Genomic DNA, 22,790 nt, shown 5'->3' on the forward strand with positions numbered 1-22,790 from the left:
CCCCGGTGCCGTCCCCCCACGCAGCGGCGGTCAAAGATAGTTCAGGGTGATGGTGAAGCTGCCGCTGTAATCGCCCGGCGCCTGGTTCGCATTGACCTCGAGCGTGGCGCCGACGGGGAAGTTGTAGTTGCCGAGCGGCGAGCTGATGCGGAAGCGCGTCGGCGAGGTCGAGAGGATCGCGGTCGGGGTGCTGCCGATCTCGAAATCGCGGACGCGCATCCGCTGCCCCGGCCCGGTGATCCAGATCCGGTTCGCGCCGAGCGAGATATTGACCTGGCGGTTATAGCTGCCGAGCCCCGCGAAGCGCGCGGGCTCGCCCCCCGATCCGGCGAGCGTCACGCCGCCGGTGCGGCTGCGCGACCCGTCGGGGGCGAGGGTGACGGTGCCCGCCGACCCCGACGCGATGATGGCGCCGAAATCGAGGTCGTTCACCTTGAAGAAGGAAAGCGGCCGCAGCACGATGGCCTCGGTCTCCGCCTGCGCGGCGTCCTGCGCGAAGGCCGGTGCGGCCGCGGCGGGAGCCGCGATCAGCGTGCAGGCGGCGATGCCGCGCAGCAGCGGCTGCGGGAAAAGGGCGTGACTGGTCCTCACGGGGCACCGCTTTAGCGGCGAGGCACCAAGATATGCTTAACGCCGGAAGTAAGCATAACGGCGGCGGCAATCCTCTTTCGCCCCCGGCGCGGCCTCGCTATGGAAGCCGCCATGACCGAAGCCGCCATCCGCATCGACGCCGTTTCCAAAATCTACGCCGGCGGCAAGCAGGCGCTCGACGAGGTCAGCTTCGACGTGCCGCGCGGGGAGATTTTCGGGCTCCTGGGACCGAACGGCGCGGGCAAGTCGACGCTGATCAACATCCTCGCGGGACTCGTCAACAAGACGAGCGGATCGGCGAGCATCTGGGGCTTCGACATCGACGCCGACCCCCGCAACGCCAAATATTCGATCGGCATCGTGCCGCAGGAGATCGTCTTCGATCCCTTCTTCACCCCCTATGAGACGCTCGAGAATCAGGCGGGGCTCTATGGCGTGCCCAAGGGGAAGCGCATTTCGGACGAGCTGCTCGCCGCGGTGCACCTGTCGGACAAGCGCGACGCCTATGCGCGCACGCTGTCGGGGGGCATGAAGCGCCGTCTGCTCGTCGCCAAGGCGATGGTGCACTCGCCGCCGATCATCGTCCTCGACGAGCCGACCGCGGGGGTCGACATCGAGCTGCGCCAGCAGCTCTGGTCCTATGTGCAGAGCCTCAACGACCGCGGCGTCACCGTGGTGCTGACGACGCATTATCTGGAGGAAGCCGAGGAGCTGTGCGACCGTATCGCGATCATCAACCATGGCAAGCTGATCGCGAACAAGCCGACGCGCGAGCTGGTCGACATGGCGCGCGAGAAGATCGTCGTCGTGACGCTCGACCAGGACGTCACCGTGCTGCCGACGCACCCCGCCTTCGACAAGGTCGAGCGCGAGGGCGAGCGGGGCCTCGCGATCAGCTACAACAAGGACCGGATGAACGCGGGCGAAGTGCTCGCGGCGGTGAACGCGATGGGGCACGGCATCGTCGACGTCTCGACCCGCGAGGCCGATCTGGAGGATGTGTTCCTGAATTTGACGCGGGCGGCGAATGGGTGAGGACGAGCGCCCTTCTCCCCTCCCGCMKGCGGGAGGGGCCGGGGGTGGGCCTGTCCGCAAATTCCGCCCGCGCGAAACGCTGAAGGCGCAAAGGCTGCGCCGCGAAGCGCCGCCGCCTGAACGCAGGCTCTGGCAAGCGATTTCCAAACGTCAGCTCGAAGGCTGGAAATTCAGCCGTCAGATGCCGATTGGTCCTTATGTGGCCGATTTCCTGTGCCGCGAAGCAAAGCTTGTCGTTGAACTTGACGGCATCTCGCACGATGTGCGGCAGGACGAAGATCGTCGCAGGGATGGCTATATGCGCGCGCAAGGTTATCAGACGCTGCGCGTCGCCAATGCCGATGTCATGTCGAATCTGGAAGGTGTGTTGATGACAATTCTTGCGGCATTGAATTCAGGCCCACCCCCGGCCCCTCCCGCMKGCGGGAGGGGAGAGGCATGACCGATACCGCCCCCCATGACGTCATCATCGTCGGCTCCGGCGCGGCCGGGCTCACAGCCGCCATCGCGCTTGCCGATCATTGCCGCGTGCTCGTGCTCGCGAAGGGCGAGCTGACCGGAGGGTCGACCGCCTGGGCGCAGGGCGGGATCGCGGCGGTGCTCGATGCCGGCGACACGTTCGAGAATCATATCGAGGACACGATGGTCGCGGGGGCGGGGCTCAACCGGCGCGAGACGGTCGAGTTCGTGGTCGAGAACGCTCCGCACGCGATCGAGCGGCTGATCGAGATGGGGGTCGCCTTCAACAAGGAGGAAGGCGCGCTCCACCTGACGCGCGAGGGCGGGCATTCGCACCGCCGCATCGTCCATGTCGACGACGCGACGGGCTGGGCGGTGCAGGCGGCGCTGCTCCAGACCGCCGAGGCGCATCCGAACATCACCCTGCTGCCGGGGCAGGCGTGCATCGACCTGATCACCGGGCGGCACGAGGAACGCTATTCGGGGTCGGGGCGCGTCTGGGGCGTCTATGCGCTCGACGAGGCGACGGGGAAGGTCCACGCGCATGTCGGGCGCGCGACGATCCTCGCGAGCGGCGGGGCGGGGCGCGTCTATCAATTCTCGACCGCCCCCAGGGGCGCGACCGGCGATGGCATCGCGATGGCATGGCGCGCGGGCTGCCGCGTCTCGAACATGGAGATGATGCAGTTTCACCCGACCTGCCTCTATAATCTGGAGGTCAAGAATTTCCTGATCACCGAGGCGGTACGCGGCGAGGGCGGCATCTTGAAGCATCCGGTCACCGGGCATCGCTACATGCCCGATTACGACCCGCGCGCCGAGCTGGCGCCGCGCGACATCGTCGCGCGCGCCAACGACGACCAGATCAAGCGCTTCGGGCTCGATTACGTCCATCTCGACATCAGCGACAAGGACCCCGATTTCGTCGCGGGGCACTTCCCCAATATCTACGAGAAGCTGCTGACGCTCGGCATCGACATGACGAAGCAGCCGATCCCGGTGGTGCCGGCGCAGCATTATACCTGCGGCGGGGTGCTGATCGACCTCGAGGGGCGCACCGACCTTCCCGGGCTCTACGCTGCGGGCGAGGTGACCGAAAGCGGGCTGCACGGCGCGAATCGCCTCGCGTCCAACTCGCTGCTCGAATGCTTCGTCTTCGGCGAGGCGGCGGCGAAGCATATCATCACGCACTGGGACGAGCTGGGCGCCCCGCCCGCGATCCGGCCGTGGGACGAAAGCCGCGTCACCGATTCGGACGAAGAGGTCGTCATCAAGCAGAACTGGACCGAAATCCGACGCTTCATGTGGAACTATGTCGGCATCGTCCGCACGACCAAGAGGCTCGAGCGCGCGCAGCACCGCATCAACATGCTGTCGGGCGAGGTCGGCGAATATTACGGCCATTTCCGCGTCACGACCGACCTGATCGAACTCAGGAACCTGCTCCAATGCGCCGAGCTGATCGTCAAGAGCGCGCTCCACCGCAAGGAAAGCCGCGGGCTCCACTATACGCTCGACTATCCCGAACTGGCGGCGGAGGCGGTCGATACGGTGCTGGTGCCTTGAGGCTGGTGTAGGGTCTACGCAAACCCCTCGTTCAAAAACCGCTCAGCCAGCGCCGCATGCAGCGCAGCGCCGCGCGCCATGACTTTTTCGTCGAGGACCATGCGGTTCGAGTGGAGGCCGCAGCATTGGCGCCAGTCGCTGCCCTGCTCGCTTGCGCCGAGCCAGAACATCGCGCCGGGGACTTTTTCGAGGACGTAGGAGAAATCCTCGGCGCCCATCACGGGGTTGTCCATCGTCAGCCAGGCCGCTTCACCGAAGGTCTCTTCGACGACCGACTGGCCGAAGGCGACGGCGCGGCTGTCGCAGATGGTGACGGGGAAGCCTTCCTCGATCGTCACCTCGGCGGTGCAGCCGTGCGCCTCGGCGATCGCCGGGGCGAGGCGCTTCAATTCCTCGGCGACCATCGCGCGGCGGTGCGGCGACAGGGTGCGGATCGTGCCGAGCATCTCGGCGGTCTCGGGAATGATGTTGTTCGTCGTTCCCGCCGCGATCTTGGCGATGGTGATGACGGCGGGATCGAAGACCGAGATGCGGCGCGTCACCATCGTCTGGATCGCCGAGACGATGGCGCAGGCGACGGGGATCGGGTCGATCGCATCCTGCGGCATCGAGGCATGGCCGCCCGCGCCCTTGACGCTGATCGACAGCACGTCGGACGAAGCGAGCAGCGGTCCCGCGCGCCCCGCGAAGACGCCGTGCGGCGCATTGGGCATGATGTGGAGCGCGAAGGCGGCATCGGGGAGCGGGTCGATCAACCCGTCCTGAAGCATGAAGCGCGCGCCGTGATGCCCCTCCTCGCCCGGCTGGAACATGAACATGACCGTGCCCGCGAGCCGGTCGCGCGCGGCCGAAAGCAGCTTCGCCGCGCCGACGAGCATCGCGACATGCGTGTCATGCCCGCACGCGTGCATCGCGCCGCTGGTTTCGGAGGTGAAGTCGAGCCCGGTATCCTCGACCAGCGGCAGCGCGTCCATGTCGCCACGCAGCAGCACCGTGCGCCCGTTCGCCGGCCCGCGCAGAATCGCGATCAGCCCGGTGGTCGACGGCCCTTCGCGAAATTCGAGCGGCAGCCCGGCGAGCGCCTCCTTGATCTTCGCGAGCGTCTTGGGGTTCTGGAGCCCGAGTTCGGGTTCGCGGTGAATGGCGCGGCGAAGGTCGACGAGATCGTCGAGGAGGGTTTCGGCCTCAGTGGGCCAGCTTAGGGCGATTTCGCTCATTTCCTTCCTCCTCCAAACAATTGCCGTCCCGCGAGGTCGAGCATGATTTCCTCGCTGCCGCCGCCGATCGCGTTGACGCGGACCTCGCGGTAGATGCGCTCGACCTTGCTGCCCGTGATATAGGACGCGCCGCCGAGGATTTGCGCAGCTTCGCGGGCCACCGATTCGAGCATACGGGTCGCCTGCACCTTCAGCATCGCGAAATCGGCGGGGCGGGCTTTGTCTTCTTTCACCTGCCAGGCGGCGAGGTCGACCCACGCCTGGGTCGCCTCGATCTGGCGCTCCATGTCGGCGAGCTTGATGCGGATCGACTGGTGGCCGACGAGCGGCTTGCCGAAGGTCTCGCGGTTCTGCGCCCACTCGGCCGCCTCGGCCATCGCGACGCGGGCGTAGGCGCAGCAGCCCATCGCCATGCCGAGCCGTTCGCTGTTGAAATTGCGCATGATGCCGATGAAGCCGCCATTTTCGGGGCCGATGAGGTTGGTGGCGGGGACGCGGACGTCGTCGAAGTGGATCGCGGCGGTGTCGCTGCAGCGCCAGCCCATCTTGTCGAGCCGCGTCCGCTCGACGCCGGGCGATGCCATGTCGATGAGCAGCAGCGAGATGCCCGCGGCGCCCGCCCCGCCGGTACGCACCGCGCAGGTCAGCCAGTCGGCGCGCATGCCTGACGTAATGAACATCTTGCCGCCGTTGACGACATAATGGTCGCCGTCCTTCACCGCGATCGTCTTGAGGTTGGCGACGTCGCTGCCGCCGCCCGCCTCGGTGATGCCGAGCGCGATGATCCTTTCGCCCGCCAGCACCGGCGGCGCGACGCGCTGCTTCAATTCCTCGGAGCCCAATGCGAGGATCGGGGGCAGGCCGATGCCGTGCGTCATCAGCGACGCGCCGAGGCCTCCCGCGCCGACCGCCGCGAGCTCCTCGGTGACGACGAGGCTGTGGAAATTGTCGAAGCCCTCGCTGTGCCCGCCATATTGCTCGGGGTAGCGCAGGCCGAGGATGCCGGCTTCGGCCGCTTTCTTGTGCAGCTCGCGCGGCAGTTCGCCCTCGGCCTCCCAGCGGTCGATATGCGGCGCGATTTCGCGCGCGACGAAGCGGCGGACGCTCTGCGCGAGCGCTTCGTGGGTTTCGTCATAATAGGGCGAACGGGCGCGCCAGTCGTCGAAGGCTGTCATGCGGCGATGCTGGGCCGGGTTTACGTCAACGTCAAGTTGGACTGCGGCGAAGGCGTTCCATAGTCTCACACAAAGACACAAAGAGGACGGTGCAGAAACATGCCGCCCTCTTTGTGTCTTTGTGTGAGATGATAAAGCGCGACCTTGCGGCCGCGCGGATGGTCGAAATTTCGGCTCGATTTCCGCGTCCCGTCCCTTAAGGTCGCGCCCTATGACAAAGCCCTTTCTGCTCACCGGCCTCGCCGCTCTCGCCCTTGTCTCCACCCCCGCCGCCGCGCAGCAGTCGCCCGAGGCGGTTGCCGAAGCCGCGCTCAAGCGCGCGCCGGTGTTCGACGGGCACAACGACGTGCCCTGGGCGCTGCGCGGGCGGCTCGGCAATGTCATCAACGGCTTCGACTTCGTCGACACGACCGACACCGCCGAGCCCGACCGCGATCCGCCGCGGATCGCGATGCACACCGACCTCGCCCGGCTGCGCAAGGGGCATGTCGGGGCGCAATTCTGGTCGGTCTATGTCCCTTCGAACGACGACGAGGACGAGGCGGTGCGGCAGACGATCGAGCAGATCGACGTCGCGAAGCGGCTGATCGCGCGCTATCCGCAGGACTTGACGCTCGCGGCCAATGCGGCCGAGCTCGAAAAGGCGATGAAGGCGGGCAAGGTCGCCGGGATGCTGGGGATGGAAGGCGGGCAGTCGATCGGCTCGTCGCTCGCCGTGCTGCGCCAGATGTACGCCCTCGGCGCGCGCTACATGACGCTGACGCACGGGCAGAACACGCCGTGGGGCGACAGCGCGACCGACGCGCCCGAGCATGACGGGCTCACCGATTTCGGCCGTCAGGTGGTCGCCGAGATGAACCGCATCGGGATGATCGTCGATTTGAGCCACACGAGCCCGGCGACGATGAAGGACGCGCTCGCGGCGTCGAAGGCGCCGGTGATGTTCAGCCATTCGGGCGCGCGCGGGGTCAACGACCATCCGCGCAACGTCCCCGACGATGTGCTGCCGCTGGTCAAGGCGAACGGCGGCATCGTGATGATCGTCTTCCTGCCCGGCTTCCTCGACCCCGCGGTGCGCGCGCGCGGGCTCGACCGCGCCGCCGAAAAGGCGCGGCTCGACGGGCAGTATCTCGGCAATCCCGAGGGCGCCGCCGCGGCGCTGAAGGCGTGGGACGATGCGCATCCGGTACCCAGGACGCAGATCGCGAAGGTCGCCGACCATATCGACCATATCAAGGCCGCGATCGGCGTCGATCATATCGGGCTCGGCGGCGATTACGACGGGATGGATTCGGCGCCGGTGGGGATGGAGGATGTCGCGGGCTATCCGGCGCTGTTCACCGAACTCGCGCGGCGCGGCTATACGCAGGCCGAGCTCGAAAAGATCGCGAGCGGCAACATGCTGCGCGTGCTGAAGGGGGTCGAAGCCTATGCCGCGAGCCAGAAGGGCCAGCCGCCGGTGGAAACGCCGGTGGCGCAGCGCGGCGACGACTAAGCCCCGCGCGCCTTCGCGCCGAACGGCCAGTCGACCGCACCGCTCGCCCAGAGCGCCCACCAGATGATCAGCGGCTGCGCGATGAGCCGCGGGGCGTGATAGCCCCAGCCGAGCGCCGTGCCGCCGATCGCGACATGCGCGAAGGCATGGTGGAAATTGGCCGGCCAGACGCACAGCGCATAGAGCGCGAGCGACCAGCCCGCGGCCTTGCGCGTCGCCGGGATCAGCAGCCCGACCGCGCCGGCGATCTCGGCGATGCCGGTCGCGGCGACGACGAAGGCGGGCTCGGGCACCCACGGCGGGGTGATCGCGAGGAAGGGCGCGGGGGTCGCGAGATGGCGATAGCCCGCATAGGCATAAGCGAGCGCGAGCAGCCAGCGCAGCGCGGCGCGGGCCCTCAGCGTCAACGGCCGATCGCGGCGAGCATCGCTTCGACGCTGGTGAATTTCTCGCGCGGGGCGCCCGCGATCGCCGCCTGGACCTCGGCCTCTTCGATGCGGCGCCAGTCGCGGAAGGTCACCGGGGTGAGGTCGCGGCTCGCGAGCAGCGCGTCGAGCCCGGCGCGCCCGGGCTTGCCCGCGCCGCGCCCGATATCCTCCAGCAGCATTTCGGCGATGCGCGCGCCGTCGGGCTTGTTGGTGCCGATCGTCCCCGACGGCCCGCGGCGCGCCCAGCCGACGGCATAGAGACCGGGAAGAATCCGGCCCTCGTCGCTCGCGAAGCGGCCGCGGCCATGCTCGTAGGGAACGCCGGGGATCGGCGGGGTCTGATAGCCGATGCAGCTCACCACCAGCCCCGCCTCGACCGCATAGGTCTCGCCGGTGCCGTGGCTGCGCAGCTCGGCGTCGAGCTCGGTCTTTTCGACGATGACGCGCTGGACGCGGCCATTCCCCTCGATCGCCACCGGCATGGCGAAGAAGTCGAAATCGATCGTCACCGGCTTGGCGACCGGGTTGGCGGCGAAGCTCCTGAGGTGCGTCACCGACTTGCGCATGCCGGGTTCGAGCATCGCGTCGTCGCCCTCGGGCGGCAGGTCGGCGGGGTCGACGCGCGGGCTCGCGCGCTCGAGGTGGCCCAGCTCGCCGAGCTCCTTCGGCGTCATCGCGATCTGGTGCGGGCCGCGGCGGCCGAGGATGTGGATGTGGCGCACCCCGCTCTGTGCCAGCGCGTCGCGCGCGTGGGCGACGATGTCGCTGCCCGCGAACTCGCCCGGCGTCTTGGCGAGGATGCGCGCGACGTCGAGCGCGACATTGCCGTTGCCGATCACCGCGACGCCGGGGGCATCGAGCGGCGGATCCAGGTCGGCGAAATCGGGATGGCCGTTGTACCAGCCGACGAAGGCTGCGCTGCCGATCACCCCCGGCAGATCGGCGCCGGGAATGTCGAGCGGCCGGTCGTTCGGGGCGCCGGTCGCGAGCACGACCGCGTCGTAGAGCTGGGTCAGTTCGTCGATCGTCACGTCGCTGCCGACCGAGACATGGCCGACGAAGCGGACATTGTCGGTGAGCGCGACGCCCTCGTAGCGGCGCGACACCGCCTTGATCGACTGGTGGTCGGGGGCGACGCCGGTGCGGATCAGGCCATAGGGGACGGGCAGCCGGTCGATGACGTCGATCGCGATGTCGTCGGCCTTCTGCAGGGTTTCGGCGGTATAATAGCCCGCCGGGCCCGACCCGACGACCGCGACATGACGCATCAGCCCACTCCTTCGGGGTGTCCGGCGCGAACTGCCGTCCCCCTCTTCGTTGCCGCCGATGCTAGCGGCGAAATGCGCGAGGGCAAGCGGGCTTGTGCACGAAGCCGCAGCGGCCTTGACAGGCGCGCCGCGCAATCATATTGCGCCCGCCTCATTGCCCCGTCGTCTAATGGTAAGACTACGGATTCTGATTCCGTCTATCGAGGTTCGAATCCTCGCGGGGCATCCATCTTTCATCCCCCCTCCGCTGTGCGCAGCGCTACGCGTTCGAGACGAAGTCTTCGAAGCGATCCTTCCAATCCGCGTGCCAGCGCGACAGCGCGGGGCGGTTCTGCGCGAGATCCTCGGCGCTCCAGCGGATGCGCGCGGCGTCGAGAGCGGGGGAGACCGCATTGTCGGGGCAGAGGATGTAGAAGTCGCCCGCGATGACGCGTTCGATCATCAGGTCGACGACCTGCTCGGCGCTCCACGCGCCTTCGGGCTTTTCCGTCGCCGCGCCCGCCGTCATGCCGGTGAAGGTCCAGCCCGGAACGAGCAGGTGCGCGCTGACCTGCGATCCGGGCTCTTCCCGAAGGGCATGCGCGAGCTGCTCGGTAAGGGTACGGACGCCGGCTTTCGCGACGGCGTAGGCCGGGTGGCCCGGTGGATTGGTGATTCCCTGCTTGGAACCCGTGTTGATAACGGCCGCGGGGCGCGCCTGCGCGAGCATGCGGGGCACAAAGGCGTGAACGCCGTTGATGACGCCCCACAGGTTGATGTCGATGATGCGCCGCCAGTCGTCGGTTCCCCGCCAGCTCTCATCGCCCCGTCCGCCGATCGCGGCATTGTTCATCAGCAGGTCGACCCGGCCGAAGGCGTCGAACGCCGCGTCGCGCAATCGCTCGACGTCGGCCATGCTGGCGACGTCGCCGGCCAGCGTCCGCACATCGCCATCCAGCGAATCGGCCAGGGCGCGAAGCCCGTCCGCGTCGCGGTCGAAGAGCATGAGCTTCATGCCGGCGGCCGCGAACCTGCGCGCCGCCGCGGCTCCGATTCCGCTCGCGCCGCCGGTAATGACGGCGACCGCATCCGTGCCGAAGACGTGGGTCACTGCTGATTTCTCCTTGGGAATCGGGGGCCGGGAATCACTGGCTCGCCTCCATGCGCGGGCGGCTGCCCGATGGCAACTCCGGGGTGGCGCCAGGGGTCCCGACCCTAGGGTCCTGACCCTAGGGTTCGGTGCCGCCGCCCAGCGCCTGATAGAGCGCGACATAGGCCGTCAGCCGGTCGGCGCGGAGCTGGATCAGCGCGAGGTCGACCGACAACAAAGCGCGCTGCGCGTCGATCTGTTCGAGATAGGGCGAATAGCCCGCGCGATAGCGGTTGGTCGCGTGGCGCAGCGCGTCGGCGACCGCGGTGCGCTGGGCGAGCAGCGCCTGTTCCTGCGCGCCGAGCCGGTCGATCACCGCGAGCTGGTCCTCGACCTCGCGGAAGGCGGTGAGCACCGTCTTGCGATAGGCGAAGGCCGCCTGGTCGCGCTGCGCGGTCGCGGCGTCGAACTGGCCGTGCAGCCGCCCGCCCTGAAACAAGGGTGCGAGGATGCTGCCGCCGATCGACCAGATGCCGACCGGGTCGGACAGCGCCGAGGAGATGACCGCCCCCGCCGACGCCGACAGCCGGATCTGTGGCAGGAATTGCGCGCGCGCGGCGCGCAGATTGGCGTCGGTCGCGGCGAGCGCATATTCGGCCTGCGCGATGTCGGGGCGCCGCCGGACGAGGTCGGAGGGCAGGACGGCGGGCACCGCGGGGGTCGCCAGCGCGTCGAAGCCCGCGCCGCGCTCCACGGCCCGCGGCGTGTCGCCGGCGAGCACCGACAGCGTATTCTCCTGCCGCGCGATCGCCGCCTCGATCGCCGGGATCTGCTGCTCGGTGGCGCGATATTCGGCCTCGGCCTGGCGCAATTCGAGTTCGGACGTATAGCCCGCCTCGGCGCGGTCGCGCGCGATGCGCAGCGCCTCGCCGCGCGATGCCAGCGTCTGTTCGAGCAGATCGCGCCGCGCGTCGAGCGCGAGGAGGGTGATATAGCCGCTCGCGGTCGCGGCGCTCACCGAAAGCGCCGCCGCCTCGCGCGCCGCCGCGACCGCCGCGGCATTGGCGCGCGCGGCATCGGCCTGCGCGGCGTTGCGGCCGAAGAGGTCGAGTTCGTAGGAGGCCTGGAAGGCGGGCTGCGCGACGCTGCTCGTCGTCGCGGTGCCGAAGGCGTTGAGCGCGCGCTGCTCGGCCGCCGGTCCGCCGACGCTGAGCGACGGGAGCAGCAGCGAACGCGCCACCCGCTCCTGCGCGCGCGCCTCGGCGACGCGCGCCGCGGCGATCGCGAGGTCGGCGTTGTTCGCGCGCGCCTGTTCGACCAGCGCGGCGAGCCGGGCATCCCCGAAGCGCGTCCACCATGTCCGGTCGATCTCGCCGTTCGCGGGCAGGGCGGTGCGCCAGTCGGCGGGCGGCGCGACGGCGCTCGCCGCGGGGCGCGGCGTGATCGGCGGCGCGCAGGCGGCGAGCAGGAGCGGCAGCGCGAGCGCTGCGGAGGCCAGGGCGCGCGCCATCACTCGGCCCCGGTGCGCACGGTCGCGACCACCGACATGCCCGGGCCAAGCCGCTCGGCGAGCTTTTGCCCGGCATCGATGCGGATGCGCACCGCGATGCGCTGCGGCACCTTCACGAAATTGCCCGATCCGGTGTCGGGCTTGATCACGCTGAACTCGCTGCCTGCTGCCGGTGCGACGCTTTCGACATGCCCCTTGAGCTTCGCGCCGCCGAGCGCGTCGACGCGCAGGGTCGCGGGTTGGCCGATGCGGATGTTCGCGGTCTGCGCTTCCTTGAAATTGGCGACCACCCAGTGGCGCTGAGGGACGAGATACATGAGCTGGGTCCCGGGGCTGACGAGCTGGCCGACGCGCACCGTCACCTCGCTCAGCCGCCCGTCGCGCGGCGCGCGGATGACGGTGTTTTCGAGGTCGATGTCGGCGAGCCCGCGCTGCGCCTTCGCATTGGCGACCCCCGCCTCGAGCCCGCTGCGCCCGACCCCGACCGAGCGGACCTGCTGCGCCGCGATCGCGCGCTGCGCCTCGGCCTGGCGCACCGCCGCCTCGGCCTGGCGGAGCGCGGCGAGCGTCTGGTCGCGCTCGCGCAGCGACACCGATCCGGCGTCGACCAGCTCATTGACGCGCCGCATGTCGGCCTGCGCCCGCGCGAGCTGCGCCTTCGCGCTGACGATCGCGGCGTCCTGGAGTTGCACCTGCGCCTCGGCCGAGCGCAGGCTCTGCGCGCTGTTGTCGAGGCTCGCCGCCTGTGCGGCGATCGACGCGGTCCCCTGCGCGACGCGCTGGCGATAGATGCGGTCGTCGATGCGGGCGAGCAACTGCCCCGCCTTCACCCGCTCGAAATCCTGCACCAGCACCTCGGTCACATAGCCGCCGACCTGCGGCGCGATGATCGTCGTCTGGCCGCGCACATAGGCGTTGTCGGTCGTCTGGCTTGCGGGCCGGAAGGGCGGCAGGCCCCAGGCGTAGAGGATCGCGAGCGCGCCGATCAGGATCAGGCTGCCGAACAGGACGATGCGCCCGCGCGACCGCGGCGGCTTCCACCCCTCCTCGGCGTCGGCGGGCGGCTCGGCGGCGGGCGACGGCGGGGTTTCGGCGACCGCCGCCTCTTCTGGCGCTTGCGTCTCGTTTTTCGGGGTGTCGCTCATGTGTTTCCGGCTCTCATCTTCTGCAATGCTTCCAGTTCGGCCGCCAGCGGATTGTGTCCGCGCCGGCGGTCGTAGAGCCAGCGCGCGAGCATGACGGCGAAGGCGAGCGCCGCGAGCGATCCGATGACGAAGAACACGTCGTTATAGGCGAGGATCGCCGCCTCGCGCGCCGCCTCGCGCACGACCTGCGCCCCGGCCGTCGCGCTGCGCAGCGCGGGGTCGGCGATCGTCCCCGCCTGCGCCGCGGCGAGCCGCGACAGGCCCTGCGCGACATCGGGGTCGGCGGCCGAGATGCTGCCGCCGAGCGTCATCAGATGCGATTTGGCGCGCAGCGTGTGAAAGGCGGACAGCGCCGCGACCCCCGCGAGCCCGCCGAGCGTCTGCGACAGGCTGAACACGCCGACGAAGCTGACCAGATAGGACGGCCCCTTGGTCATCGCGCGCAGCAGCCCCTCCATCAGCATCGGGCCCATGAAATAGACCGCGGCGAAGGCGATCGCGGCTTGTGAGAAATAGAGGTTCATCGGCCCGGTGCGCAGCCCCGAATGAGTGTCGAGGAAGGCGCCGAAGGCGATGACGCCGAGCGACACGAGCGTCTGGCGGCGGAGGTCGGTCGGGTCGAGCGTCACGATCGAAAGCAGCGCGCCGAACAGCGTCGCACCGGTCAGCACCGCATAATAAGGAACGAGCTGGTCGTTCACCAGGCCGATCGACGCGAGCAGGCCGGTCGCGCCGAAATTCTGCTCCGACGTCAGCACGCGGACGAGCGCGCCGGTGAGCGCGAATTTGACGAGATCGCGGCTGCCCATCCAGCGCGTCTGGAGCATCGGATTGGCGCGATTGTGCTCGATCAGGAAGGCGGCGCCGATCAGCACCACCGATGCCGCGAGCGCGCCGCCGAGCCACGGCGTCGACCACCATTGGATGCGCCCCTGGACCAGGAAGGCGCAGAGCAGCCCGACTCCGCTCGCGAGCAGCGGAAAGGTCACGAGGTCGAGCTTTTCGAACGAACGGATCGTATCGCCGGGGGGCAGATGGAGGATGTTGACGAGCCCGACCGCGACGAGCGAGAGCGCGAACTGCAGCACGAACAGATTGGTGATATCGCCGTCGGCGAGCAGCAGCGGCGAGATCGCGCGCGCGAGCGGCACCGCGACCTGGGTCAGCCCGATCGCGAGCAGGAAGCCCGCGATGCGCTTTTCCTGCGGCAGCCCCTGCATCATGTAGAAGGCCGCGAGGGTCGAGAGCCCGCTCGCCGCGATCCCCGACACGCCGCGCGCGACCAGCTCCATCCGGTAGCCGGCGTCGAACAATTGCAGGAAATTGGCGAGCAGCAGCGCGAGCATCATCGCGCGCACGAAGCGCTGGATGCCGAACTGCTGGCGCGACTTGTAGAGCAGGATGCTCATGCACGCGTTGGTCATGTTGTAGGCGACGGTGACCCAGCCCGCGTCGACCGGCGTCAGGTCGAGATGCCCCTGCATCGCGGTGAGATTGGCGATCAGCAGGCCGTTCTGGAACCCCCCGACGATCGCGAGATAGAGGCCGATCAGGAAATAGAAGAATTTGCGCCGCACCGGATGGTCGGGCGAGGCGGGCGACCCCGGCATGAAGGGCCGTTCGTGCGGCTTGAACACATAGCCGCCGGCTCGGCTCGGGGCGGCGGGATCAGCCATGGCGGAAATGCGGTTCGACGAGGGTGGCGCGGAGCGCGGCGCGGAACGCGGCTTCGTCCGCGAGCTCGGGTGCGAGGCGCGCGAGGGTCGCGCGGCGGATGACGTGGCCCGCGAGCCCATAGGCGAAGTTGAGAAAGAACAGCGCGGGAATCGGCGCGGTCACCGCGCCGCCGGCGGTCGCCCGCTCGATCAGCGGCAGGAACTCGTCGAGCACGGGGCGCGAGACATGGTCGAACACCCACGCGGCGCGTTCGGGATCGTGGCTCGCGTCGCGGAGCAGCACGCGCGGGATCGCGTCGTCGTCGCAATTGATGTCGATGAAGGCGTTCATCGCGGCGGCCAGGGCCGATCCGGCATCCGTCGTCTCCGTTCGCGAAACGCCCCGCAGCCGCTCGACCATTGTCGCTCCGACGCGCGCGACGATAGCCTTCCACAGGTCGAGTTTCGACCCGAATCTGTAGGAGACGAGCGCGACGTCGACCCCCGCCTCGGCCGCGATGTCGCGCAGGCTCGCGCCGTCGAACCCCGCATCGGCGAAGCGGCGCAGCGCGGCTTCGCCGATGCTCCTTTCCGTCGCATTGTTGTTCGCCCGGCGGCGCCCGCGGCGTTGTCGTTCGGCCATGAATCGTCTCCGTCGGGGCCGGACCCCGTTGCGGATATATTGCACTGCACAAATATTTCAACGACTGATGAATAAATAACGCCGACCTCCGAGCGGCGCGTCAGAACAGGCCCGGCAGTTCGCGCTGGGCGGTGGTCGGCTTCGCGGGCACGAGCATTTCGGGGCCCGGCGCCGGGCTGCCCGTCATGCGGCTCGCCGAGGCCGACCGGGTATCGGCGATGCGCGTCGTGCAGGCCTGGCCCGACAGGAAGTCGATCGCGGCGCGCACCGAGGCTTCGCGCGGGTCGCCGAGCGGGAAGCCGAGGTCGTCGTCGGCGGCGCAGCTGTTCGGGATCTTGGACGCGAGGCCGCTGTAATAATCGCCCTGGCCGTCGGCGTTGGCGAGCGCGAAGGCGATCACGCGCATCCGGTCGTCGCACTCGCTCTTGTCGAGCGCGATCTGGCCGACCGGCTTGCCATAGGTGTTGTCGCCGACCAGCGTCATGTTGGTGCCGAGCCAGGGCAGCATGCCGTTGATCACCAGCTCGCTCGCCGACGCGGTCGACCCGGTGCCGATAAAGGCGAGCCGCGTCGGCGCGATCGATTCGGGCTGCGCGGTGAAGAAATGCTGGCCGTTCTCCGACGATTTCTCGGGCCGGAACCGGACCTGGTCGAACAGGTCGCTCGCATTGCGTCCCCCGCCGAGCAGGTCGCCGAACAGCTCGGCCACCGAAACGAGCCCGCCGCCGTTGTAGCGCAGGTCGACGATGACGTCGGTCACCCCCTGGTCGCGGAAGTTCTGGAAGGCGGCGCGAAGCTGCGGATTCGCCGAGGTGATGAAGGTGCGCAGATTGACATAGCCGTAGCGGTGCCCGCCCTCGGTGATGATCTTCGCGCCATAGCGGTCCGATACCGGATCGATGTCATATTCGGCCTTGGTCACCGTGACGTCGCGCGTTCCCGCCGCATTGGTGATCCGCAGCACCCGGGTCACGCCCGCCTGGTCGGGGCCGAGCGCATTGATCAGCCCCGCGGTGCCCTCGGCCGCGACGATGCTCGACGTGCTGCGCAGATTGCTGCTGGTCGTCCCGATCGCCGAGATCTCGGTGCCGCGGTCGATTCCCGCCGCCAGCGCCGGTGCGCCCTCATAGGCTTCGGCGATGACGATGCGCTGGGTGAAGGGGTTGTAGGCGAGGCGGACGCCGAAGCCGGCGCTCGACCCGCTCGCATAATAGGCATCCTCCTCTGCGATCGAGGTGATGTAGGTGAAATAGCGGTCCTTGCCCTGCGCGCGCGCTGGGGCGAGCAGCGCGTCGATATAGGTCTGGACGTCGCCATAGCTGGCCGGGTTGACGTTGGTGGCGACGTCGCTGGGGAACAGATACCATTCGTCGATCACCGACTTGGCGAAGGACTGGCGCGACGACAGGCTGCAACCGGCGGTCGGCGTCGGGGTGGGGGTCGGCGAGGGCGTCGGGGTCACGGTGACCGGCGGCGCGCTGCCGCCCCCGCCGCCTCCGCCGCCGCACGATGTCAGCATCAGCGCCGCGATCGTCACGGCCGCTACCGATCTTCCGGACCCGATCATCCTCTCTCTCCCCATGCCGGTCCCCGATGCCCCTCCTCGGGCAGCGCGGACCCTATTCCTGCGCGTCAGCCTCCTCCGCTGCGTCGCCGCGCCCCTTGAACCCTTGCGCGATGACATAGAGTTCGGGCGATCCCTTGCGGCTCGCGGGCGGCTTGGCGTGCTTGACCGTCGCGAAATGGCGCTTGAGCAATGTCAGCAGCTCGCGGTCGGCGCCGCCCGCGAACACCTTGGCGACGAATGCACCGCCCGGCAGCAGCGTCTGCACCGCGAAATCGGCGGCGGTCTCGGCAAGCCCGATCGTGCGCAGATGGTCGGTCTGCGGATGGCCGACGGTGTTCGCCGCCATGTCCGAAATCACGAGGTCGGGCGCGCTGCCGAGCGCGTCGATCAGCGCGTCGGGCGCCGCATCGTCCATGAAATCCATCTCGAGGATCGCCACCCCCTCGATCGGCTCGCAGGCGAGGAGGTCGATCCCGGCGACGCGGGCGCGCGGGTTCGCCTTGCGCACCACCTGCGACCAGCCGCCGGGGGTGATGCCGAGGTCGACCACCGCGCGCGCTTTCTTGAGGAAACCGAATTTCTCGTCGAGCTCGATCAGCTTGTAGGCGGCGCGCGAGCGATAGCCCTCGGCCTGCGCGCGGCGGACATAGGGGTCGTTCAACTGCCGCTGCAGCCAGCGCGTCGAGGATGCGGTGCGCCGCCGCGCGGTCTTGACCCGCTCGTGCAGGCCGCCGCGCCCGCTTCCGCCCCCGCTGCCCCCCTTGCGGCTCATTTGCGATACTCGCGGCGCGTCACCGGCACGGTGCGGCCCTGCACCGCCAGGGTGCGCAATATTCCCTCGCGGATGCCGCGGTCGGCGACGCCGACGCGCGCCGCGGGCCACAGGTCGATGATGCTTTCGAGGATCGCGCAGCCCGCGACGACCAGGTCGGCGCGCTCGCGGCCGATACAGCCGATCTCGGCGCGGTCGACGATGCTCGCTTCGGCAAGGCGGCGGCTGATCGCGCGCATGTCGTCGGCGGGGACGACCAGCCCGTCGACCGCGCGCCGGTCGTAGCGCGGCAGGTCGAGGAAGACGCTGGCGAGCGTGGTCACCGTGCCGCTGGTGCCGAGCAGGCGCAGCGGCTGGCCGGCGAAGCGCGTCGCGCGCTCGGCAAAGGCGGCGAAGGCGTCACGCGTCACCGCGCGCATATGCGAATAGCCCGCCTGCCGGGCCTCGAGGCTGTCCTCGGCGGGCGGGACATGCTCGGTCAGCGACACGACGCCCCACGGGACGCTGATCCAGTCGCGGATCTCGATGTCCTGGCCGTCGGATTCGACGTGCATCAATTCGGTCGACCCGCCGCCGATGTCGAAGATCAGCGCGGGACCGTCGCCGGGCTCCATCAGATTGTGACAGCCGAGCGCCGCGAGTCGCGCCTCCTCGGCCGCCGAGATCACGTCGAGCACGATGCCGGTCTCGCGCCGCACCCGGTCGGCGAGTTCGTCGCAATTGTCGGCGCGGCGGCACGCCTCGGTCGCGACGGCACGCGACAGCGCGACGTGGCGGCGGCGCAGCTTGTCGGCGCAGATGGCGAGCGCGCCCACCGCGCGGTCGATCGCGGCTTCGCTGATCCGCCCGCTGCCGTGCAGCCCCTCGCCGAGCCGGACGATGCGCGAAAAGGCGTCGATGACGACGAGCTCACCATCCTGCGGCCGCGCGATCAGCAGGCGGCAATTATTGGTGCCGAGATCGATCGCGGCATAGCTTTTGGGTCGCGTGAATGCGGCGGGGCGGAGCCCGGGGGCACCCGTCTTTCCGTCCTTCGCCACCGCTGCCTGGGGCCGCGGCGGTCGCCCTGTTGGCGCTGCCATTTGCCGCATGGCTATTCTGACCTGTCTGCTCACGCGCCCGCATGGTCGCGGGCGTGCACTTGGGGGCAAGACTAGGCGGGGCCGGCGGTGATGGCAAGCCGCATCGCTGGTAGGCTGGGCGCGCAAAGAAAACCCCCCGCCGCGCAAAAGCGGGCGGAGGGCAGGGACGGAGTAATTTCTTGGGGGTCGGGTCAGGCCTTAGCGGCAGCCGTCATTCCCCTTGTCGATGGCGCGGCCGGCGAGGGCGCCGATCGCGCCGCCGATGATCGTGCCGACGGTGCGGTCGCCGCGGCCGGCGATTTCGTGGCCGGCGAGGCCGCCCGCCACCGCGCCGATGATCGTGCCGCCGGTGCCGTTGTCGCACTGGCGATAATTGCGGCGATCGTAGCGGTTGTTGTAATAGCGACGGTCGCTGCGGCGGTCGTAACGACGGTCATAGCGGTCGCTGCGACGGTCATAACGGCGGTCGTTGCGGTCGTAGCCGGCATAATAGTTCGAATAGCCGTCGCGGTCGTAATAGCCGTTCTGGGCGGCGGCCGGAGTCGCGATGCCCAGCGTCGCGGTCGACATCAGGGCGGCGATGGAGAGGGTCATCATCTTTTTCATTGTCTGTCTCCTTCTTTCGTCGATGGGCCCGTGCTGGGGGCGGTGGATCGATGAGGCTGTTCTGCCCGATTCGCTTTGAGCCAAGGCTGAACATCGCTGTCGGCGTTCGTTCAGCTTCGGTTGCCTGACGTTCAGTTTCGGAGGGCGCCTGTCCGCCCTTCCCTTTCGCGGCCGGCCCCTCTACGCCCGCGCCGATGCGCCGCCTGCTCCCCGCCGCCCTGATCTTCCTGACCCTCGGTCCGGTGCCGGGCACCGCGATGCGCTTTCCGGTCAACGACTACAGGCAGGAGGTCACCGCGCGCCCGGTCGCCTTCGCGCCGCAGGCGTCGGGGATGCTTCGCTTCGTGCGCGGCTGGCATCTCACCAGCCCGCACAGCCGCTTCGGCGGGCTCTCGGCGGTCGCGGTGATGGCGCCCGGCCGGTTCCAGTTCGTCGGCGACAACGGCTATGCGACGCGGCTGACGCTGCGTCCCGGCGGCGGGGTCGCGGCCTTCCACATCGGCGCCCTGTCGACCCCCGACGGGCGACTGCGCAAGAAGTCGATGATCGATGCAGAGGCGATGGCCTATGACCCCGCGAGCGGGAAAAGCTGGGTGGCGTTCGAGGGCACGAACCAGATCTGGCGCTTCGATCCGGGCCTGACGCGGATCGAGGCGCGAAGCGCTCCGGCGGCGATGCGGCGCTGGTCGGCTTACTCGGGCCCCGAATCGATGGTCCGCCTCGCCGATGGCCGGACGATCCTGTTCTGCGAGGCGCCCGGCGACGATCCGCGCGGGTCGGAGGCGCTCGTCTTCGCGGGCGATCCGGCGCTGCCGGGCCCGCCGCCGCTCCGTTTCTTCTACGACTCGGAAGACAAAGGGTCGGTCAGCGACGCCGCGGCGCTTCCCGATGGCCGCATCCTGCTCGTCCACCGGCGGCTCGGCTTCGATCCCGTGTTCACGACGATCCTCGGCCTTCTCGACCCGGCGGACATCGGCCGGGAAAAGGTGGTGCGCTCGCGCGCGATCGGGCGCGTGCCAAAGCCGCTCGCCGACAATTTCGAGGGCGCCGCGATCGAAGCCCGCGACGGGCGCATCTGGCTGTGGCTGGTGTCGGACGACAATTTCAACAGCTGGCAGCGCAGCCTGCTTCTGCAATTCGAACTCGGCCTGCCGCCGCGCGCGCCGGGCAGCAAAAAGGCCGCGCGGTAATCCGGCGGCCTGATTGCGTCGGCGATTCGAAGAGCGCTCAGGCGGCCTTTTCGGCCAGCTTCTTCGCGACTTCCTTCTTCACCTTGCGGGCGTTCGCCGAAAGCTGCTCGTCGCCGGCCTTCAGCAGCCAGTTGTCGAGGCCGCCGTTATGCTCGACCGAGCGCAGGCCGTGGGTCGACACGCGCAGCTTCACGCCGCGGCCGAGCGCGTCCGAAAGCAGCGTCACATTCTGCAGGTTGGGCAGGAAGGTGCGCTTGGTCTTGTTGTTGGCGTGGCTGACATTGTGGCCAATCTGGCGGCCCTTGCCGGTCAGTTCGCAAATGCGCGACATGATGCTCTTCCTCGTCAAAAAATTTCGGGTCGGCGTCCGGGCGCTTCCCGAAAAACGGGGAAGGGCAGGACCGGATGGGCCGGGAAAGGCGCGCGCTTATCGGCTTGCCGGGGATTCGTCAAGGGATTAGCGGTGGAGAATGTCCCGTTTTCCCTTGCCCGAACCGATGCGCCGCGCGCTCGATCTCGCGCGGATCGCCGCCGAATGGGGCGAAGTGCCCGTCGGCGCGGTGGTCGTCAAGGACGGCGCGATCGTCGCCGAAGGCCACAACCGCCCGCGCGAATCGCACGACCCGACCGCCCACGCCGAGATCGTCGCGATTCGCACCGCGGCGGCGAAGCTCGGCAACGAACGCCTCGACGGCTGTGACCTCTATGTGACGCTCGAACCCTGCGCGATGTGCGCGGGCGCGATCGCCCACGCCCGCATCGCGCGGCTCTACTATGCCGCCGATGACCCGAAGGGCGGCGCGGTCGTCCACGGCCCGCGCATCTTCGCGCAGCCGACGATCCACCATCGGCCCGAAATATACGACGGCATCGGCGCGAACGAGGCGGCGGTCCTGCTCAGGGACTTTTTCGCGGCGCGGCGCTGAAAGGGGCGCCGCGGCCTCCGACCGCGCAGTCATGGGGACGGCCCCTGGATCGACCGGATGTTTCCCCGGATGCGATCGAATCGCGCGGCGACGTGGCGCGCATAGGGCAGGCCGCAATCGCGGATGACGAGTGCGCCGTCGTCCCATGCGATGATGCCCCGTCGCTCGAAATCGGACAGGGCGTTCCGAGCCGGCGCGATCTCATCCAAACCCAGATGCGCGCACCCGTTGCATAGCAGGTCGCGAATATGCCCCGCGCGTCGCTGTTCCTCCGCATCGACCCGGATGCCTCTCGCTACGGCGAGTCGTCCGGCTTCGACGAGATCGCGATAGGGACCGGACCGTTTTTCATTCTGGACGATCAGGTCGGGAAACTTGCTGATCGCGCTGGCGCCGAAGCCGAGCAGGACCGGCGTATCGTCCTCGGTAAAGCCCTGAAAATTGCGGTTCACCCGGCCTTCGCGCGCCGCGACGGCCAGCGCGTCGTCGGCGCGCGCGAAATGGTCGAACCCGACGGGGATATAACCGGCGGCCGTCAGGCGCCGATGGCCGAGCCGGGCCTGATCGAAGCGCAATCGCGCGTCGGGCAAATTCGCGGCGACGATCCGCCGCTGGCGCGGGATCATATCGGGAAGATGAGCATAGCCGAACAGCGCGATCCGGCTCGGCATGAGGCGGACGGTCTCGTCGAGCGTCGCGTCGAGATCGGCGAGCGTCTGCTCCGGCAGCCCGTACATCAGGTCGAAGTTGATCGCGTCGATGCCGCGCAGGCGCAGCGCGGCGACGACGCGCTCGATGTGCGAGAGCGGCTGGATGCGCCCGATCGCCTGCTGGACGTGCGGCGCGAAGGTCTGGACCCCCAGGCTGACTCGCGTGACCTGCGCCGCCGCGAGCACCAGCGCCCATTCGGGGGAGAAGCCGCGCGGGTCGAGCTCGATCGAGACGTCGGGCCGATGCGCGTCGAAGACGGTGAGCAGCAGATCGAGCAGGCGCACCAGTTCGACCGGTGCGATCGCATTCGGGCTGCCGCCGCCAAAGGCGATGCGGCGCACGCGGCCGCGTCCTCCCAGCCGCTTCGCGACCAGCGCGATCTCCGTCCTGAGCGCCGTCAGATAATCGTCGAGCCGCTGCTTGCGCCCCGCGGCGCCGGTGTTGCAGCCGCAATACCAGCAGATGCTTTCGCAAAAGGGGATGTGGACATAGAGCGAGATCGGCGTCGCGGGCTCGACGGCGTCGAGCGCCTGCGCATAATCGTCGGTGCCGACGTCTTCGGCGAATTCCATCGCCGTCGGATAGCTGGTGTAGCGCGGCACCGGCTTTGCGAGCAGATCGGGGTGATAGGACCACATGCCCGCACCCTATGCCCGATCGGGCGCTGCGACATTGACCGG

The 22,790-nt window shown here is 69.0% G+C and carries 22 protein-coding genes and 1 tRNA gene; 7 read left to right on the plus strand and 16 right to left on the minus strand.

Going from position 1 to position 22,790, the window contains the following annotated elements:
• Positions 1 to 30 precede the first annotated feature (30 nt).
• Complete coding sequence (locus CD928_RS09040) at positions 31 to 591, minus strand: DUF4402 domain-containing protein (RefSeq protein WP_255247091.1); 561 nt, start codon at positions 589 to 591, stop codon at positions 31 to 33.
• Between the two features lie 111 nt (positions 592 to 702).
• Here CD928_RS09040 and CD928_RS09045 point away from each other — a divergent pair, with 111 nt between their 5' ends.
• From CD928_RS09045 to nadB, 3 genes are read left to right on the plus strand one after another with little or no spacing between them, the layout of a single operon-like run.
• A complete protein-coding gene (locus CD928_RS09045) occupies positions 703 to 1,626 on the plus strand; it encodes an ABC transporter ATP-binding protein (RefSeq protein ID WP_095387349.1) in 924 nt (307 codons plus the stop codon).
• Positions 1,619 to 2,068, plus strand: a complete 450-nt coding sequence (locus CD928_RS09050; RefSeq protein ID WP_095386769.1) for an endonuclease domain-containing protein — start codon at positions 1,619 to 1,621, stop codon at positions 2,066 to 2,068. Before CD928_RS09045 ends, CD928_RS09050 begins: the two co-directional genes overlap by 8 nt.
• Entirely contained in the window at positions 2,065 to 3,651 is a 1,587-nt protein-coding gene (nadB, locus tag CD928_RS09055) for an L-aspartate oxidase (RefSeq protein ID WP_095386770.1), read from the plus strand. The genes CD928_RS09050 and nadB overlap by 4 nt, the downstream gene beginning before the upstream one ends.
• Before the next feature lie 14 nt (positions 3,652 to 3,665).
• On the opposite strand, the gene CD928_RS09060 is transcribed toward nadB, so the two are convergent.
• Together CD928_RS09060 and CD928_RS09065 are read right to left on the minus strand one after the other, a co-directional pair.
• The gene (locus CD928_RS09060; protein ID WP_095386771.1) at positions 3,666 to 4,868 is read right to left on the minus strand and encodes a M20 family metallopeptidase; all 1,203 of its coding nucleotides are present in this window, start codon (positions 4,866 to 4,868) and stop codon (positions 3,666 to 3,668) included.
• Entirely contained in the window at positions 4,865 to 6,043 is a 1,179-nt protein-coding gene (locus CD928_RS09065; protein ID WP_095386772.1) for an acyl-CoA dehydrogenase family protein, read from the minus strand. Before CD928_RS09065 ends, CD928_RS09060 begins: the two co-directional genes overlap by 4 nt.
• Before the next feature lie 211 nt (positions 6,044 to 6,254).
• Between CD928_RS09065 and CD928_RS09070 the strand changes: the two genes are divergently transcribed.
• Positions 6,255 to 7,538: a dipeptidase gene (locus CD928_RS09070; protein ID WP_095386773.1), complete on the plus strand. Its 1,284-nt coding sequence runs from the start codon at positions 6,255 to 6,257 to the stop codon at positions 7,536 to 7,538.
• On the opposite strand, the gene CD928_RS09075 is transcribed toward CD928_RS09070, so the two are convergent.
• A complete protein-coding gene (locus tag CD928_RS09075) occupies positions 7,535 to 7,939 on the minus strand; it encodes a DoxX family protein (RefSeq protein ID WP_095387350.1) in 405 nt (134 codons plus the stop codon). The genes CD928_RS09070 and CD928_RS09075 overlap by 4 nt on opposite strands.
• A 2-nt stretch (positions 7,940 to 7,941) precedes the next feature.
• Positions 7,942 to 9,234 carry an FAD-dependent oxidoreductase gene (locus CD928_RS09080; protein ID WP_095386774.1) on the minus strand — a complete coding sequence of 431 codons (1,293 nt, stop codon included), beginning with the start codon at positions 9,232 to 9,234 and terminating at the stop codon, positions 7,942 to 7,944.
• A gap of 155 nt (positions 9,235 to 9,389) precedes the next feature.
• Between CD928_RS09080 and CD928_RS09085 the strand changes: the two genes are divergently transcribed.
• Positions 9,390 to 9,463, plus strand: a tRNA-Gln gene (locus CD928_RS09085).
• Positions 9,464 to 9,493: 30 nt separating this feature from the next.
• On the opposite strand, the gene CD928_RS09090 is transcribed toward CD928_RS09085, so the two are convergent.
• The 9 genes from CD928_RS09090 to CD928_RS09130 form a co-directional block, all read right to left on the minus strand.
• Positions 9,494 to 10,324 carry an SDR family oxidoreductase gene (locus CD928_RS09090; protein ID WP_255247092.1) on the minus strand — a complete coding sequence of 277 codons (831 nt, stop codon included), beginning with the start codon at positions 10,322 to 10,324 and terminating at the stop codon, positions 9,494 to 9,496.
• 118 nt (positions 10,325 to 10,442) lie between these two features.
• Positions 10,443 to 11,813 (minus strand): efflux transporter outer membrane subunit, encoded by a 1,371-nt coding sequence (locus CD928_RS09095; RefSeq protein ID WP_095386776.1) that lies wholly within the window; start codon positions 11,811 to 11,813, stop codon positions 10,443 to 10,445.
• Positions 11,813 to 12,958 (minus strand): HlyD family secretion protein, encoded by a 1,146-nt coding sequence (locus tag CD928_RS09100; RefSeq protein ID WP_095386777.1) that lies wholly within the window; start codon positions 12,956 to 12,958, stop codon positions 11,813 to 11,815. Before CD928_RS09100 ends, CD928_RS09095 begins: the two co-directional genes overlap by 1 nt.
• Positions 12,955 to 14,634, minus strand: coding sequence for an MFS transporter (locus CD928_RS09105; RefSeq protein ID WP_095386778.1), 1,680 nt, complete (start codon positions 14,632 to 14,634; stop codon positions 12,955 to 12,957). The genes CD928_RS09100 and CD928_RS09105 overlap by 4 nt, the downstream gene beginning before the upstream one ends.
• A complete protein-coding gene (locus CD928_RS09110; RefSeq protein WP_095386779.1) occupies positions 14,627 to 15,256 on the minus strand; it encodes a TetR/AcrR family transcriptional regulator in 630 nt (209 codons plus the stop codon). Before CD928_RS09110 ends, CD928_RS09105 begins: the two co-directional genes overlap by 8 nt.
• Positions 15,257 to 15,356: 100 nt before the next feature.
• Positions 15,357 to 16,823, minus strand: a complete 1,467-nt coding sequence (locus CD928_RS09115) for a S41 family peptidase (RefSeq protein WP_095386780.1) — start codon at positions 16,821 to 16,823, stop codon at positions 15,357 to 15,359.
• Between the two features lie 52 nt (positions 16,824 to 16,875).
• The gene (locus CD928_RS09120) at positions 16,876 to 17,595 is read right to left on the minus strand and encodes an RlmE family RNA methyltransferase (RefSeq protein WP_095386781.1); all 720 of its coding nucleotides are present in this window, start codon (positions 17,593 to 17,595) and stop codon (positions 16,876 to 16,878) included.
• Positions 17,592 to 18,686 carry a Ppx/GppA phosphatase family protein gene (locus CD928_RS09125; RefSeq protein ID WP_095386782.1) on the minus strand — a complete coding sequence of 365 codons (1,095 nt, stop codon included), beginning with the start codon at positions 18,684 to 18,686 and terminating at the stop codon, positions 17,592 to 17,594. Before CD928_RS09125 ends, CD928_RS09120 begins: the two co-directional genes overlap by 4 nt.
• A 189-nt stretch (positions 18,687 to 18,875) precedes the next feature.
• The gene (locus tag CD928_RS09130) at positions 18,876 to 19,283 is read right to left on the minus strand and encodes a glycine zipper 2TM domain-containing protein (protein ID WP_095386783.1); all 408 of its coding nucleotides are present in this window, start codon (positions 19,281 to 19,283) and stop codon (positions 18,876 to 18,878) included.
• Positions 19,284 to 19,477: 194 nt separating this feature from the next.
• Here CD928_RS09130 and CD928_RS09135 point away from each other — a divergent pair, with 194 nt between their 5' ends.
• Positions 19,478 to 20,473: an esterase-like activity of phytase family protein gene (locus CD928_RS09135; protein WP_095386784.1), complete on the plus strand. Its 996-nt coding sequence runs from the start codon at positions 19,478 to 19,480 to the stop codon at positions 20,471 to 20,473.
• Positions 20,474 to 20,510: 37 nt separating this feature from the next.
• On the opposite strand, the gene rpmB is transcribed toward CD928_RS09135, so the two are convergent.
• Positions 20,511 to 20,804 carry a 50S ribosomal protein L28 gene (rpmB, locus tag CD928_RS09140; RefSeq protein WP_095386785.1) on the minus strand — a complete coding sequence of 98 codons (294 nt, stop codon included), beginning with the start codon at positions 20,802 to 20,804 and terminating at the stop codon, positions 20,511 to 20,513.
• A 139-nt stretch (positions 20,805 to 20,943) separates the two neighbouring features.
• Here rpmB and tadA point away from each other — a divergent pair, with 139 nt between their 5' ends.
• Complete coding sequence (gene tadA / locus CD928_RS09145; RefSeq protein WP_095386786.1) at positions 20,944 to 21,399, plus strand: tRNA adenosine(34) deaminase TadA; 456 nt, start codon at positions 20,944 to 20,946, stop codon at positions 21,397 to 21,399.
• Positions 21,400 to 21,428: 29 nt separating this feature from the next.
• On the opposite strand, the gene hemN is transcribed toward tadA, so the two are convergent.
• Entirely contained in the window at positions 21,429 to 22,748 is a 1,320-nt protein-coding gene (hemN, locus tag CD928_RS09150; RefSeq protein WP_095386787.1) for an oxygen-independent coproporphyrinogen III oxidase, read from the minus strand.
• Between the last annotated feature and the right edge of the window lie 42 nt (positions 22,749 to 22,790).

Origin of the sequence: Sphingopyxis sp. GW247-27LB, from assembly GCF_002277025.1 — a bacterium.
Taxonomy (GTDB): Bacteria; Pseudomonadota; Alphaproteobacteria; order Sphingomonadales; family Sphingomonadaceae; genus Sphingopyxis.

Excerpts from the sequence above, each read along its gene's own strand:
- CD928_RS09135 (WP_095386784.1), top strand. The coding sequence starts at position 19,478 with ATGCGCCGCCTGCTCCCCGCCGCCCTGATCTTCCTGACCCTCGGTCCG.
- CD928_RS09125 (WP_095386782.1), bottom strand. The coding sequence starts at position 18,686 with ATGCGGCAAATGGCAGCGCCAACAGGGCGACCGCCGCGGCCCCAGGCA.
- CD928_RS09115 (WP_095386780.1), bottom strand. The coding sequence starts at position 16,823 with ATGATCGGGTCCGGAAGATCGGTAGCGGCCGTGACGATCGCGGCGCTG.
- rpmB (WP_095386785.1), bottom strand. The coding sequence starts at position 20,804 with ATGTCGCGCATTTGCGAACTGACCGGCAAGGGCCGCCAGATTGGCCAC.
- CD928_RS09060 (WP_095386771.1), bottom strand. The coding sequence starts at position 4,868 with ATGAGCGAAATCGCCCTAAGCTGGCCCACTGAGGCCGAAACCCTCCTC.
- CD928_RS09100 (WP_095386777.1), bottom strand. The coding sequence starts at position 12,958 with ATGAGCGACACCCCGAAAAACGAGACGCAAGCGCCAGAAGAGGCGGCG.
- CD928_RS09095 (WP_095386776.1), bottom strand. The coding sequence starts at position 11,813 with ATGGCGCGCGCCCTGGCCTCCGCAGCGCTCGCGCTGCCGCTCCTGCTC.
- nadB (WP_095386770.1), top strand. The coding sequence starts at position 2,065 with ATGACCGATACCGCCCCCCATGACGTCATCATCGTCGGCTCCGGCGCG.
- CD928_RS09065 (WP_095386772.1), bottom strand. The coding sequence starts at position 6,043 with ATGACAGCCTTCGACGACTGGCGCGCCCGTTCGCCCTATTATGACGAA.
- CD928_RS09120 (WP_095386781.1), bottom strand. The coding sequence starts at position 17,595 with ATGAGCCGCAAGGGGGGCAGCGGGGGCGGAAGCGGGCGCGGCGGCCTG.
- tadA (WP_095386786.1), top strand. The coding sequence starts at position 20,944 with ATGTCCCGTTTTCCCTTGCCCGAACCGATGCGCCGCGCGCTCGATCTC.
- hemN (WP_095386787.1), bottom strand. The coding sequence starts at position 22,748 with ATGTGGTCCTATCACCCCGATCTGCTCGCAAAGCCGGTGCCGCGCTAC.
- CD928_RS09070 (WP_095386773.1), top strand. The coding sequence starts at position 6,255 with ATGACAAAGCCCTTTCTGCTCACCGGCCTCGCCGCTCTCGCCCTTGTC.
- CD928_RS09045 (WP_095387349.1), top strand. The coding sequence starts at position 703 with ATGACCGAAGCCGCCATCCGCATCGACGCCGTTTCCAAAATCTACGCC.
- CD928_RS09130 (WP_095386783.1), bottom strand. The coding sequence starts at position 19,283 with ATGAAAAAGATGATGACCCTCTCCATCGCCGCCCTGATGTCGACCGCG.
- CD928_RS09105 (WP_095386778.1), bottom strand. The coding sequence starts at position 14,634 with ATGGCTGATCCCGCCGCCCCGAGCCGAGCCGGCGGCTATGTGTTCAAG.
- CD928_RS09080 (WP_095386774.1), bottom strand. The coding sequence starts at position 9,234 with ATGCGTCATGTCGCGGTCGTCGGGTCGGGCCCGGCGGGCTATTATACC.
- CD928_RS09110 (WP_095386779.1), bottom strand. The coding sequence starts at position 15,256 with ATGGCCGAACGACAACGCCGCGGGCGCCGCCGGGCGAACAACAATGCG.